This is a genomic window from Pseudomonas sp. 3HC3, assembly GCF_044904505.1.
Classification (GTDB): Bacteria; Pseudomonadota; Gammaproteobacteria; order Pseudomonadales; family Pseudomonadaceae; genus Aquipseudomonas; species Aquipseudomonas putida_Y.
On record NZ_JADDRH010000018.1, the window covers coordinates 59,401 to 73,363 of the forward strand.

Genomic DNA, 13,963 nt, shown 5'->3' on the forward strand with positions numbered 1-13,963 from the left:
AACTGCCTCTAAGGCGCCCTGTTGCGGGGCGCCATGGCGTGTTCAACGGTAGGTGATGGTGAAGTTCAATGCGGCGTTGACCTGGCCATCCTTTACCGTGTTGTCGAGTTGCCAGTAGCGTGCCTTGAAGTCCAGTTGGACCTCGGGAGCGTTCAGGCGCTTGACTGGCACGGCCTGCTGCAGCGGCAGTTCCCGGCCGTCCCCGTGCCGAATCTGAATGCCGAAGCCTTCCGCTGTAGAGCCCGTACCCAGGCTAAAGATGCCTCGCGTGGCGTCCACCACCGATGAGCCGTTAGTGCCGTCCAGTTCGATATAGGCGAATGCCGTGGGCGCAGTATCGTGATCCATGCAGCCATTGAGCTTAATGTTGAAATCGACTTCCCTGCCCACTGGTCCTGGGCCGGTAAAGTCGGCCAGCGTGTGATCAGAGAACTTTACTGGGGCGGTGCTGATTGGCTTGCCCAACGCAGTGCAATACGCTGTGTGGACCCGGCCCTTCAGTGTGAAGTCCATGACCCTGCCCTTGTCGTTGGTAATGCCGTGGAACATTTCTTTATCGATCACATGTTCGCCAGGGGCAATCGGGCCGGTCTTGATCAGTTTCACATTGCCGCGCATTCTGTTCAGCGAGTTATTGAGGGGGGTATTCGTTCGCATGGTGCCCTTGTAGGGGATGGTCTGGCTGCCGTCGTCGGAGGTGAAGAAGTTATCGGCGGTGCCATCGTAGGGACGACCCATGGTGATAATGGCACCGATACCGTCGATGTTGGTGCGCAGTACGTTGTCGGCGAAACGGTGGCCGCGCACAGGCACACCCGGGGTAATGGCCGTTGAGGTGGGCATGCTTATCGTGGTGAGGGGCGAATCCTCGTAGAAACACCGCAGCTCGGCCGCGTTGCGGTTGCCGATGTTAAAGTCGAGGTCGGCTATCACGCGCCCTATCTCTGCATCAAGAGGTACCCACATCGGGGTGCTTGTTGTGTCAAATTCGAATGGCATGTAGGAAGTGCTGCCTGCGGCCCACTCGCATTTGGCCTCTGCCTCGCTGGCAAGCAGCCCTAATGCCAGCGCGCAGGCAACAAAGGCGATGGGGCGAGGGGCTGTGCATCCGAATGTGCTCATGAGGTGTGTTCCTGGTGGTTCATGTTCGTTGCGGGTGATGAGGGTTCATGCTGGGGTTGGCACACCAGGGTTTGCATGCGATAGCCGTTGACGTTGGGTATCTCGCCGGGGGTGAGTGTGATCAGGCATTCGCGGGTGGTTTGGTCTACCCATTGCGCGCGCAGCTGCTGCGGCCCCGCTACATCGCTGGCTACCAACGCCTGGCCGGCTTGGCCGACCACTGCCAGGGCTTGGCCCTGGGCGTCGGTTATCTGTGTGCCGAATGGCAGGGGGCGTCCATCGGGCTGGTGCAGGGTCAGGACCATGCGCATGACGTGCCGGGTGGGGAAGCTGGCTTTGACGATCGCACCCCGGCGCGGCACAACCTGTTGAGTGGCATTGTCGATGATGATTTCCGGCGAGAGATCGTCGGTGTGCAGCACCAGCGAATTCAACCGGTAAGGGCGCAGGTTCGGTGCCAGCAGGTAGCCCTGTGCGTTGGCCCGGCTCGATGACGTATGTTCCAGCGTGATACCGGCAACGTCAGGCACGTGCACCAGGGCGCTTGTCTCGCTCATGTAAGGGCCCAGTACAATGCCTGAGCCATGGGCTAGCAGGGCGCCGCTGGCGTTCAGCGAAACGCTGCGGTAGTCGGCGCCCTGGGTGTAACCGGCCCCGTAGCTGGCGTTGGTGCCCTGATAGCCCAGCGACAGCGCACCGCTGGTGTTGTTTTGCTGGTCGTTGCTCAGCGATACCTGGTAGCCGACTTGGTTGTTCATCAGCCCGCCATTGAGGCTGGCGCGTTGGCTGTAGCTGCCGTCATAGCGTTGCAGATCGAAACGGGTGTTGTGGCGGTGGCCGAACTCCAGTGGCAGTGACAGGCCCAGGCCGAACAGGCGGTTTTCGCCCGTGTTGTCGGTCAGGGCCTGGGATGCAAACAGGTTGATGCCAAGGTCGCCCCAGCGTGTGTTGTACTGCACTTGATACTGGCGGCGCTGGGCGGTGCTGTTCCAGTAGTCATCCTGCGAAAGCGTCAGGCTGAGCGAATGCATGCCGAAATTCTGGTAGACCGATGCTTCCACGCGGCTGCGGCGGTTGCCCAGGTAATGCTTGGACTGGTTGCGCTCCCTGATGGCTTCATCAAAGTCCCGGTAGCCTTCGGTCGAATAGCGGTAGCCGGCAAAGCGCAGGTTGGTACCGGTGTTGAAGCTCTTACCGTAGCGTGCTGCGAAGCTATGCCCTTGCACCTGGCCGGCCGGGCTGCCGAGGTCGGTACGTGCCTGGGTGACATCGAGCGACAGGGCACCCAGCCCGGCGAAGTCGCGTGCAACACCTAATGCGCCAGCACGATAGTATTCGCTGGCGAGAACCCCACCGTACAGCGTACTGTCCCAGATCCCGCCGCGGGCCACCGTGCCCTCCCAGAACATTGGCCGTTCCAGGTTTTCGGCGCCGTTGTAGCGGCCCGCCGTCAAGCTATAGCGCCATACGCCTTCACGCAGCAGGTTGCCGAGTGACGAATAGGGTTGGGTGAAGCGGCGCACCTGGCCATCGGCTTCAGTGAGAATGACCTCCAGCTCGCCGTGGCTGCTACCGACACTGAGGTCATCGATGGCGTATGGCCCGGGTGCCACGTAGGTGGCGTAGATCGGGTAACCGTTGTGCAGTACCTCCAGCTTGGCTCGGGTCTGGGCTACGCCACGGATCACCGGGGCGTATTGCTGCTCGTTGTCGGAGTGCATGTCCAGGTCTGAAGCCAGCTTCGCACCGACGAAGGGCGTGTTGCGGAACACATCGCCGCCGGTAAAGGTTTCGCCCAGCGTGATATTGGCCCGCAGCCCCGGAACGTCGCGTTGCGCGTAGGTTTCGCTGCGGTGCCAGTCGAACTGGCCGTCGGCGTTGTCGCGCAGCGCCTGGGTGCTGCGCAAGCGCCAGCCGGCGACATTGATACCGCTCTTCAGGTACAGGTCTTGGTTGCTGCTGCTGCGGCCGCTGTCGCGGCTGTAATGCTGTGCGGACACCTGGTAGTTGACGAAAGCGGCATTGATACCGTCATCCCAGCGTGCTTCGGGCACCGAGCCTGCGGCCTGCCGGCGCAGGGCAATCTGGGGGATGGACAAGGCCAGGTGCAGGCGTTGCGGGTCGAATTCGGCGTGGGCCTGGGGTACCAGGGTGGCCAAGTCCAGGCAGCGGTCGTCGCTGGGCAATGGCACTTCGAGGGCTTCTTCGCGCAGGTCTAAGTCACGCAGCAGCGCGCCCGTCAGGCAGGCTTGCAGGCCTTGCCCGCTGTCGTTGTGGATGTTGATTTCGCGCGTGTAGGGCGTGGTGTGGTTGACCACGATTTGCACGCGATAGCGTCCGGCTGCCAGGGGGGCATGCTCAGCCAGCGCTTGCAGGGCCAGGGCGCCGGCCTCGCTGGCCTGGCCTGGGGCCTGGTGCATGAACTCGGCCTGAAAGCGGGGCGTGGCGGCGAATGTCGGGGTGACCAGAAGTAGAATGAGCGGGCTGCCTAGCCACGCTGATCGGGCGGGGCGTAGTAAGGCAGGCCTGGGGCGGTGAAGCTTGGGCATGGAAGGTCCTGAGGCACCACGGCTCCAGGCCTGAGGCGGGAGCTAGGGGCTGATCTATATGCATGAGGCGGCGTGCGTCAGGAGCGGGTGACTGACGGAGCCGGTTTGGGACGGGTAGGATAGGGAGGGGGGGGTGTGAGGGATGTAAGAAGAGTCTCTCGGGTTTGGGAGAAATCTAGACGGGGCCAGAATAGACGGTAGCTCCCGGGCGTATGTCGCTGCCGGGAGCCCCGAATGGTTAATGAAGCTTACAGGGGAGCGCTTGAGCGCCTATTAGGAGGGGGCGTCACGGTCGGGGAGGACACTCTCGAATAGGGCGCTTGTGTGTTCGCAGTATTAATGACTGGATTGTCATGGATAGATTGCGAGGTGGAATTACCACTTATCGAACGGTTGCCGCTAAGTTGCGAGGCAACAGTATTACCTGGCGCGGGTCCATAGCTAGGTGAGGGGGGGGCCACGCTTTCATAGGTAGGAGGGGGGGGAACACGCTTTCATAGGTAGGTGGGGACGCGCGTTGTTGTTGTAGCTGTCGTATCCGTTCTTGTATTCGCATTCGTGTCAGTTCCATTTGCTCCCTGAGATCTCGACCCGGTGAACCTGGAGTTGAACGTGAAGGTGCACGTGAACTTGAGTTTGGCCCTGAACGCCGGGATATCATGGAACGCCCAAACATAAACATGATTACGCCAATTCCGCTAATCGTCGACCCCGCCAAGGATAATTTTTTGGAGAGTTCAGGATTATCATTTTTAGTAGCAAAACCCGCGATTTGCAATCCTAAGCCTATACCCTGGGCAGCGATACCGCCCCAGGTTAGGGCAAAGCTAAACGTCACAGGGCCGGCCCATGGCGTTATCGCTACTGATGCGATGAATACTAAGCCAAAAACCAGTACTCCCATTATATTTAAAGTGACATCTTGTTGCTCCTCTTTTTTGTCAGGCATCTGGTCGCCATTGAGCGGGCTGACTTTATGCCCAGTAGGATCACGCCACCTGACCGGGTTGCCCAAGGCATACAGGTAGGGGTTGAGCCCGGCTTCCTCCGGTGCCAGCGAGTCGGGGCTGTGGAACCGCATCAGTTGCGGGTTGTAGGCGCGGTAGCCGCTGCCGAGCAGGTACCAGCCAAGGGCCTCCTCGCGGGCCTCGCCGTTGAACGCCAGCAGGCAGCGCATGCCATTGTCGTCGGGGCGTTCGCCATAGGCGCTGTAGTTGGCATGGCGGGTGCCCTGGCGGTCGGTTTCGGTGACGATGCTGCCGGCGTTGTCGGTCAGCAGCAATAGGGGATCGGTGGGCGCATCCGAGTGTTGCACCGCCAGGGCATGGGTTTCACCCAGCAGATACTGGGTCAACAGGTTGCCTTCCTGCGTGGTGTCCAGGCGATGGTCCTGGTAGCGGCGATGCACCTGGCGGGTGCCGAGCACGCTGGCCAGCAGCTGGTCATGGCCATCGTAGAGGTAGCGGGCGCGCTCGCTGCCGTCGGTCTCGCGTACGCGTTCCAGGCGGCCCCGTACGTCGTATTCCAGCGTGCGCCCCTGCTCGTCGTTGAGCATGTTGCCGCGCGCGTCGTAGGTGAAACCTTGCGTCTCCCGGTAGTCCTCGAGCAGGGTGTGGGTCACCTCGGTCAGTTGGAAGCTGTCGTCGGTTGCGTAGGTGAAGCGTGCGATGTCCGTCTCGGTATCGGCAAACTGCGTCAGGCAGCGCGTGAGCCTGTCCAGGGTGTCGAACGTGAAGACCTGCGAATAGAATGAGCGGCCCTTGGCATTGCGTGGCAAGGCTTGCCAGCGTTCGCCCGTTTCTTCTTCTTTTTCCCACTCACCCTCATAGTTGTGAATCACCAGGCGCATGAGCGCGTCATATTCGAACACTTCCTTGCGCAGGAAGGCATCTTCATTCTCATCGCTGCCGTTGTAGAGGGTGCGTGATGCAAGCCTGTTGCCGTCCAGCCATTTGAGTACCAGCACCTGCTGCTGGCCATCGGCCTCGAGCGTGCGTCGATGTTCACGGCCCAGGTCGTCGTAGGTCTGGGTGCTGCGCACATAGCGCGTTGGCTCGCGGGTGTCGCAGGTGGTGGTGGTTTCCAGCCGGCCTTCGCTGTTGTAGGTGAGCGTGGCCTGCAGGTTGCCCTGGGTAACGGTGGTTATCCGGCCCAGCGGGTCATGCGCGTATAGGCAGGCGACACCGTCACTGTGCTTGCGGTAGCGCAGGCGCCCTTGCAAGGAGTGCTGGTTGCGAATGTTGTACTGCTGCTCACCGGCGCTGTTCCAGTGTTCCAAGGCCAGGTAACCCTGGTCGGTGTAAGTGTAGGCGCGGCCACCGTTGTCGTTGTCGGCGCTGCGCACTTCAGCACTTTTGAGGTGGTAGTCGAACGCGGCTTCGTTGGCGGCCTGTGGCTCTGGTGTATCTTCGAGCGTGGCGGTGATTTTGGTGGGCTGGTCCGTCAGCTCCGGCGTGTACTGGTAGCGTTCGACGTGCTTGCGCTTGTCGTGGCCCGCCGGGTCGGTGTTGCAGAGGGTGCGCGACTCCATCAGGTCGAGCTGGCCCTGGTACTGGTATGTCTCCAGGCGCGGGCCTACGGCCAGGCTGGTCAGGCGTTCGAGGCCGTCGAACGTGCGCTTGCACACGGGGCTTGGCGCTGCGTCGATGCTATCGCGCACTTCCAGCAGGGTGGTCAGTTCAGCCGTGCTGCGTTCATCAAAGTGGCGCGTCAGCACGCTTTCATCGGCGCGCACGGTTTCGAACAGGCGGCCCCAGTGGTCATACTGGTACGTGGTGATGAGCGGCTCGTGGTCGGGCGCGAAGCTGAGTGTTTCCTTCACGGCCTGGCCCAGGCCGTCGTAGAGGTAAGTGGTGCGGTCGACTTCAACCGGCTCGGCCCCTGGTTCGGCATCGACGGGCAGGTGCAGCTGGTATTCGTAGGCCGGTTTGCCGAAGCGGTTGTACTCCACCACGCTGTGCTGTTGCTTGACGCCTGGCTTGTCAGGGCTCTCCTGCCACTGCTCGACGCGGTTGCCTTCGTCACCGAAGGGCGAGAACAGGGTGATCCGTTTGACCCCATCGGGTTGCTCCACCTGGCAGCGCTGCCCCCAGGCATCGTAGCTGAAGTACGAGGTCAGCTCGATGACCTGTTCTTCGGCGTTGTCGCTGTCGGGCGGGGCGGGCAGGTAGTCGAACAGGGTCTCGCTGGCGACACGGCCGAGGGTGTCGTAGGTGGTTTCCCACACCGTGCGGGTGATCGTGGTTTCGGACTCCGGGTCGTCCAGTGCGCGCAGGGTGCGCTCTTCACGTATCGGCCGATTGAGCCCGTCATGGTAGGTGCGGGTGATGACACCGTTGACGTCGGTTACCTGGGCGTACCACAGCGTGCGCTGGTCTTTGGTCTCCTTGCCATAGCAATAGGTGCGCGTGGCGTCGTAGGGGGGCTTATCCGGGGCCACGGTCTCGGCGCTCGGCCGGTTGACGGCATCATAGCTATAACGGGTTTTCACGCCATTGGTGTCTTGCGTTTCGATCAGCTGGCCACGCAAGGTGCTGTGCAGGCTGTAGGTGGTTCTTTCGAGCGTGCCACCATGGGGCTTTAAGGTGGTGGTGGTGAGCAGGTAGGTCAGCTTTTCGTTGTCATCCTTGCTCTTCTCATAGTGCCATTCGGTTCGCGACTGGGTCTTGCCCAGTTGGGTCGTCGTGTACTCAACGCGCCCATGCAGGAGCAGGTTAGCGGGCATGTCCAGGTGGGCAATATCCTCGCGGCGCAGCGGTATTTCGACGTTATTGAGGACTTCGAACTCCTGTACGCTGTTGGCCACCAGCCATTTCTCGGTCTGCTGCAGCGCCAGCGAAGTGCTCAGCACGGGCAGTTCGCTGTAGGTGTAGCGCGAGCGCAGGATCTTGGCGGTGGCCGCCCCCTCGGCTGGGTAGACCGTGAGGCTCTTGAGGTTGCGTGTGAAGCCATCCGGGTCGCGCGGGCAGCCTTCCTCGCCTTCGGGGAGGTAGAACTCGCGGACCATGACCATGCCATTGGCGAACTGTTCGCGCACCAGGTTGCCGTGGGTGTCGTATTCGGTGAAAACAGGCTCATCGCGGCGAAGCTGGGTGCCCGTCTGCGTCCAGGTCTTGGTCATTTTACTGGGCAACTGCACCCGTACGTCCTGGGAGGCGAAATTGCCCGGTGTGTCGTGATACTGGGTGGTGAGGGTCTGGATACAACCCGCTTCGTCAGTGACCTGTTCGGTCATCAGGTGGAAACGGTTGAAGGTGTGCTTGACGGTGCGCAGCACCTTGTCATCCAGGTAGTGGCTGACCTCGGTATGGTAGTTGTAGGTGCTGTCGGTGGCCTTGTAGAGCTGGTCCTGGTTGTAGTGTTCGTCCCAGACCACGCCGCTTGCGCCGTAACCGAGGAAGTTCTTGTCGCTGTAGGTGTAGGTGGTCTTGATCGTGGCGGCGGTATCATCCTGCGGATCGGGGATTGCCTGGTGCTCGGTGACATACGGCAGGTAGTGGTTCAGGCCGGGGTACTGATGCCCGGATTCCTTGTAGAAGATGCGTTCTTCGCCACCGTACGGCTGGATGAGCCGTCGCAGAAAGCGCATGCCGTCAAACGTGTCGTAGTGGAATGTCCAGTCGGCCAGGTCGCTGGCGGGCATCACCAGGGTGCGCAACTCTTCGCCCTGGAGTTTCAAGGTGAACAGCTGTTCGGCTTCAGAGCCCGGATGAACGTGCATCAGCACCTGGCTGTCGCCCTGGTAAACCAGGGTGAGCAGCTGTTGCTTGAAGTCATCCTGGATGGACACCAGCCTGCCTTTCTCGTCGTCGTAGGCCAAGGTGATGCCCAGGCCTGAGCGGGTCTCGACCCGGGTCGGCAGGAAGGTGCGGTCATCGGCCCTGAGCGGTTCGAGAATCTCGATCATTCCGTTGGTATGGGTGATGCGAAAACGCGGCTTGTTTGCTTCGCCGATGTGCTTGAAGGTGAAGGCTTTGAACTTTTGTTCATACACCAGGGCCAGTTCCCCGGGGCCCTGGTCGGCGACTTCGTAATTGTCGCCGGTGTGTACGCTCAGTACGTGGTTGTTCAGGTCATACCGGCTCAGTTTGAATGCCCAGCCGATACCGTAGCCGCTGTTGGCGGTGTTCAGTGGGCTGAAGCTCAAGTGCAGGGGCAAGTGGGGGCCTTGAGCGAAGTTGGCATTGAGTGGCGGGACTTCGAGGGCGAAGCTGTAGAGCCCGGTACGTACGTCGACGCTGCCGCGTGTGTAACTGGCAAAGTTCAAGGCGTTGGATTGCAGGGTCATGGTTGTTCTCCTTGGGCGAGTGCCGCGGCTAGAGCATCCGCAGATGGCACCTGAGAAGCGGCGGAGACTTTGACGGTGATTTTCCCGAGCGTATCCATCTCCGCGGGTTCTTTAGACTTGTCAATAACCAGAATGCCAAGCCCGGCGCGTATGAAGGTGTCCTTCTCATTGCGATTGACATATTGATCAATGTCGGCTTTGGCCAGTTCAGCGGGTTGATGGGTAGTCTTCAACTCCAGCCACCATTTCGGTTTGTCGCCCACATAGTCTTTAGAGTTTAGAGTAATGGTGGCCGCAGATGGAATACCGATCATATGTATCTTGCGTGCTGCAAAACCAGGTAAATCAAGATGGACAGTTTGGCCACTGCCTGCGTCAGGTACGTTCAATACTCGGTGAGCGTCTTCTTTGTCGTAGATCGTGATAATGCCTGAGGTTGTTTTTGACTGTGTCGCTTTCATGATGGCTCCTTCCGGGGTCTGCAGGCAGCAGTGTCGCACCTGCAACAGGGGCAGATTAGGGCACTTTGCTGAAGCTGGCACCTGGCAGAATTGATAGGTGCCGGCAGTGCGTAAACGCCACCAGTGGCCATGTGAACCTGTTATTTCTGCTAGTTGTCAGGCAGGGCTGTCGAATTTATAACTAATCCGCAATCAGTTCAGTTGAGCGCCGCCAGAGGCGGTTATGGCGAGGAATTAGTTATGAATCAAGACGATAGCCTAGAGGCGCCCATTATTGGGCTGCGAAATCAAAAAAAAGAAATCGATCTCGCTGAACTGGGGGACGATAATCTCGAGGTCATAATCAAATACACAGGCATGGCGGCAAACCAAGCCCTGGACTTCCAGTGGTTTGGGGCCGACGCTCAGGGCAATTCTTTTGATCATACTGCGGGTTATGATGTTAGCCCTGGAGAAGAGTTAACGGGGAAGAAGATATTCATCGACAATAGTAGGATTAAAGCAGTCGAAGGCGGCGAAGCGTTCTGTTCTTATACCGTGGAAAATACCCAGAAGTCACTTCGCCTTTTTTCATTCGTTGGGGTGAGGCCTGTGGAGCCTGCGGACGTGTTGCCTGTCGCCCTTGCGCTTGAGTCACACCACCTGGTGATAAAACCCAATGAACTAGAAGCTGCAGGTGTGACCTTTGTTGTCGCGCCGTATCAGGCGCTGCAAGAAGGTGACGCGATCACATTTACTCTCAAGGGCTTTGATGCGGCTGGACAGCCGGAAGATCCTGTTATCAAGAAGCTGAAGGTGGCCGCCGAGCACCTGGCTAACGAGGCGCTCACATTCACAGTGGGTAAAAATGAATTTCTGTTGATTGAGGGTGGTCGTGCTGAGGTTTTTTATCAAATTGATTTCGGCGATGGAAAAACAGCCAAGTCGCCCCAGCAGGCATTTATCATCGACTCTAAGCAAAGCTTGCCCGGATTTTTGCCTGAGCCTGTTATCGTCGACCATGCGCCGGGAGACCCATTAAACCCGGATAACTTTACAAAGGGCGTGGCGATCTGGGTAGACGCATACCCAGGGATGGCGGTTTCAGACCGTGTTACTTTGTGCTGGCGTAGTCCTGTTCGAGATTTTTTGCGGACCATTCGCGTGGATGCCAGTACTCAGACTGTAAAAGGAGTTGCCTTTCATATTCCGGTCGACTACCTGCTCGAAAACCAAGGTCGTAGCGTCAGGCTCCATTACCTTTTTGGTCGTGAGGGTGCCGGGCAACAATCGCAGGTGTTGCCCGTAAGCATAGAGAACAAGCGTGAACTGTCCGCACCGTTGATCTCTGTGGCAAAACCGGACGCCGGCCAAAAAGACCGGGGGACTATGGTGGCCAGCGATGGGTTAGGTGGGGTTTGGGTAGAGGTTCCCAATGTTCTCATGTCGGGCGAAACGGCTCAGGTCGAATGGCGCGGCTGGCCTGGCTACGGCGCATACCTAGCCGATCCAGAAGACGACAACCCGCTTCTCTTCTACATCCCGGCCCAATATGTGCCAGCGAATATGGGCAGAAGCGCGGTGGATGAGAGCCGCCGATTCAACGTGGTGTATTGGGTAATCGGTGAAGGTGACCCGATTGAATCGGACCCGTACCACTTGCGTATCCAGCCTTTCCCTGGAAACACATATCCAAGAATTGTTTGCGATGGGGTGGTGTCGGGTGAATTGTCGTTGAAGGACGTTCCCGCTACGGGTGTCGACCTAACGTTGGGTACTTGGTATTACGGTGTCGAAGGGAATCTTATTGAACTGTCAATTACTGGCGTCACCTCAAGTGGCGGCTTTAATGGAACCATTCGCGATGCGTCGAAACCTGTGACTAAAAGTGAGGCAGAAAGTGGCATCAAGGCGACACTGGCGAGGGCGACACTGGAACAGCTTGAGAAGGGTTCCGACTTCACGCTGCATGTACGGATGAGCTTTGATGGAGGGGCGCATTATTATGCCTTTCCCAGCCAGTCCATCAAACTTGTGGAATAAGCCGGTCGATGGCGATGAACGAAGCAATAAAAATGTACTGAACATGTGTCTATATTTTCTGAATATATCGAGGAGCTTGATATGCCTAGGCCAACCATGGAGAAGTATATAGCCTGGATGAAATTGCAGCCGCGTACGTATGACTGGGACGCGCTGTTGGTTTATGATCGTTTCAAAACCAATAGGCTATTGGCTCAAGAACATATTGAGAATTTGGATCTCGGAAACTTTATGCGCCCGATCGATTTTAGCCGCACGGTCGACGGGTTGACGACGACTGTGAGCGACCTGAAGTTTGACAGGCCGGTACTGTCTTTCGTGAACTCCAGCTTGGGTGGATCCCGGGCCCGATTGAGCATGAATGTAGTGAGTGGTCTTATTGTTCAGTTCCGGCGACCCCCGGGGAGCAGTCAGGATGAACTCGTGAGCTATTCGAATCTGGACCCGCTCACAGCACCCACGGTGCGCATGGATATTTTTCTGAATGAATCCAATGACGGTAAGGTCAACGATAAGGGGCGGGTGACGCTTGATCTTTCCAAAGGCGGAAGCTACAAGTTTGAGGTCGCATCGTGGGGAGAGTTGAATGACAGGCTGGGTGAGGCAATCTCGGAAAAGTTTAAGGAACTGGAGGAAAAAGAAAGGGTGTGGGAGCTCAATGTTCTCAAGCCAGTAGAAGGAGAGTTAAGTCCAAGCGCTTTCGAGGTGCGTACACATTCATATGCCAAGGCGCAAGAGATTGTCAATGCGAGTGAGGAAGAAAAACAAGAAGGCGCTGTTATCGTAGGGGTTGCGTTCGAAGGCCAGACAGGTGGGAATTTCCCAGGCCAGGACGACGCCATGCCGTACCTGTTACCCAGTCCCATTGATGACGCCGAACTCCCGTATACGATGAACCTGATTTACAGTAATAAAATTTGGCTGAAACAATTGTTGCTTGATGTGATTGGGAAGTTCGAAGGTCTGAAGAATGTGAAGGTGGATCCTGATCGGTACGGATTTTATACTAATGTTACTGCGGACTTAAATTTTTCTGCTCCTGCGGAAGATGTCAGTAGAACGGAGCATTATGAAAACTTCTCGGTGCGGCGCTTCAAATGGCCTGATATGAATTTAAGGCCGCTTTTTGAAATTAAGCATGATGCGGGTGTGCTGAGTTATAATACTTCGACTGCTGCTGAAGGGGACTTTGTTGTAGAATTTGTACACCCGGATGGTGTCAAGGTCATGCGCCCAAGCGGGAGAATTACGATAAAAATAGACGGCAGCTTGGAATTAGGGCTGACTAAGGATGGCTCCAGAGAGGGAGACATTGATATTGTCGTTAGCGGGCCAAATGTGGAGTGTGGCATTGAGTTTTGGGGCTCCGAATGGAGCTTCTATGATGACTATGCAAAGATAGCGGCCGAAGATTACGTCATGGTGCCCGTTCGAACTGCATTAGACACATTCATCAGTCAATTCAAGCCGCTTGCCGATGTTAGCGTTCAATTTAACTTGTTGCGTCTCAATGGCCTGCTGTTCCGTGGCGCGGACGTCGCCACCCCGCGAAGCCTGCAATTTCCTGGCGAGCTCTCGCTTCTGGGTGATCTTGCGCCAAAATTGACAACGTTTGCCATAGAACCGCTAGAGACTGTTATCAGTGCCGGCGGCGGTGAGACGGTGACATTAAGCCTCGACCCAAAGCCGGATGGCCCCGTGGATTGGCAAGTCAAACCACTGAAAGACGAATCAGCAGACGCTGGCACAATAGTCGATGGTGTTTATACCCCTCCTCCTGCTGCATCGATTAGCGGTACCCACAAACGTGTGATCGTGACGGCTACGGCCTCCGGCAACACCAGCAGTGCACTGATTACCGTTGTGTCGAACAGTGTCGCCGTCTATCCATACTTCTTGGTCGCGCAGTTCGACTCCAGCGAACTCACTAGCCGCCCTCCACGCTATGTGTTGGTTGGCGGCGATAGCAAAAACGAACTGACCTGGAGCATGGTCAACGGCAGCAAGGGCATTCAACGCTTGCCAGAAGACAGTGACAGTGATCTGGACATTCCAGAGGGCAAGAATGTTCGAATCTATGTTTCCCCGAAAAGGACGCCGGGGACGCCCGGAGAGGTGGAGGCGCTTGTGCATCTGGACCGGGTGCAAGTTTCAGCTGGCGGGTTGGCACAGTGGATTGATGTCATTGTACCCTGGACGACTGCCACCGCAAAAATCAAGGCCACACAGTTACCTGAAGGGGCGTGGCAGCTTGCGGTTGCGTATGACAGTATGGAAACCGGTGAAGAAGTGGAGCTCAAGCCTGAAGAGACCAAATGGGCCGTACTTTTAGGCACAGGCCAGATTAACCCTGCTACCGGTGTTTATCAACCGGGTCCATCTGAGGGGCCCTATATCATTGTGGCCGGTCGCGAGACGCCTGCAGAACGTCTCGCGCTCTGGAGTTACAGCGTGGTGATGTTATCCCCCACTGCGAAGCACGCTGTTGCCATTAACACGGCGTTTAAGAAGGAGGCTTAACC

6 protein-coding genes are annotated in these 13,963 nt (G+C 57.7%); 2 read left to right on the forward strand and 4 right to left on the reverse strand.

Going from position 1 to position 13,963, the window contains the following annotated elements:
* Nucleotides 1-42: 42 nt before the first annotated feature.
* The 4 genes from INQ47_RS20435 to INQ47_RS20450 all read right to left on the reverse strand — a co-directional run bounded on the left by INQ47_RS20435 (nt 43) and on the right by INQ47_RS20450 (nt 9,419).
* A complete protein-coding gene (locus INQ47_RS20435; protein WP_404702444.1) occupies nt 43-1,122 on the reverse strand; it encodes a fimbrial protein in 1,080 nt (359 codons plus the stop codon).
* Nucleotides 1,119-3,671: a fimbria/pilus outer membrane usher protein gene (locus INQ47_RS20440; protein ID WP_404702445.1), complete on the reverse strand. Its 2,553-nt coding sequence runs from the start codon at nt 3,669-3,671 to the stop codon at nt 1,119-1,121. The genes INQ47_RS20435 and INQ47_RS20440 overlap by 4 nt, the downstream gene beginning before the upstream one ends.
* 382 nt (nt 3,672-4,053) lie before the next feature.
* The gene (locus INQ47_RS20445; protein ID WP_404702446.1) at nt 4,054-8,958 is read right to left on the reverse strand and encodes an RHS repeat domain-containing protein; all 4,905 of its coding nucleotides are present in this window, start codon (nt 8,956-8,958) and stop codon (nt 4,054-4,056) included.
* Complete coding sequence (locus INQ47_RS20450; protein ID WP_404702447.1) at nt 8,955-9,419, reverse strand: hypothetical protein; 465 nt, start codon at nt 9,417-9,419, stop codon at nt 8,955-8,957. Before INQ47_RS20450 ends, INQ47_RS20445 begins: the two co-directional genes overlap by 4 nt.
* 240 nt (nt 9,420-9,659) lie before the next feature.
* Between INQ47_RS20450 and INQ47_RS20455 the strand changes: the two genes are divergently transcribed.
* Both INQ47_RS20455 and INQ47_RS20460 read left to right on the forward strand, forming a co-directional pair.
* Complete coding sequence (locus INQ47_RS20455; protein ID WP_404702448.1) at nt 9,660-11,441, forward strand: hypothetical protein; 1,782 nt, start codon at nt 9,660-9,662, stop codon at nt 11,439-11,441.
* An 81-nt stretch (nt 11,442-11,522) separates the two neighbouring features.
* Nucleotides 11,523-13,961 (forward strand): hypothetical protein, encoded by a 2,439-nt coding sequence (locus INQ47_RS20460; protein WP_404702449.1) that lies wholly within the window; start codon nt 11,523-11,525, stop codon nt 13,959-13,961.
* Nucleotides 13,962-13,963 lie beyond the last annotated feature (2 nt).

Coding starts and splice junctions, on each gene's coding strand:
- INQ47_RS20435 (WP_404702444.1), bottom strand. CDS start 1,122: ATGAGCACATTCGGATGCACAGCCCCTCGCCCCATCGCCTTTGTTGCC.
- INQ47_RS20440 (WP_404702445.1), bottom strand. CDS start 3,671: ATGCCCAAGCTTCACCGCCCCAGGCCTGCCTTACTACGCCCCGCCCGA.
- INQ47_RS20445 (WP_404702446.1), bottom strand. CDS start 8,958: ATGACCCTGCAATCCAACGCCTTGAACTTTGCCAGTTACACACGCGGC.
- INQ47_RS20450 (WP_404702447.1), bottom strand. CDS start 9,419: ATGAAAGCGACACAGTCAAAAACAACCTCAGGCATTATCACGATCTAC.
- INQ47_RS20455 (WP_404702448.1), top strand. CDS start 9,660: ATGAATCAAGACGATAGCCTAGAGGCGCCCATTATTGGGCTGCGAAAT.
- INQ47_RS20460 (WP_404702449.1), top strand. CDS start 11,523: ATGCCTAGGCCAACCATGGAGAAGTATATAGCCTGGATGAAATTGCAG.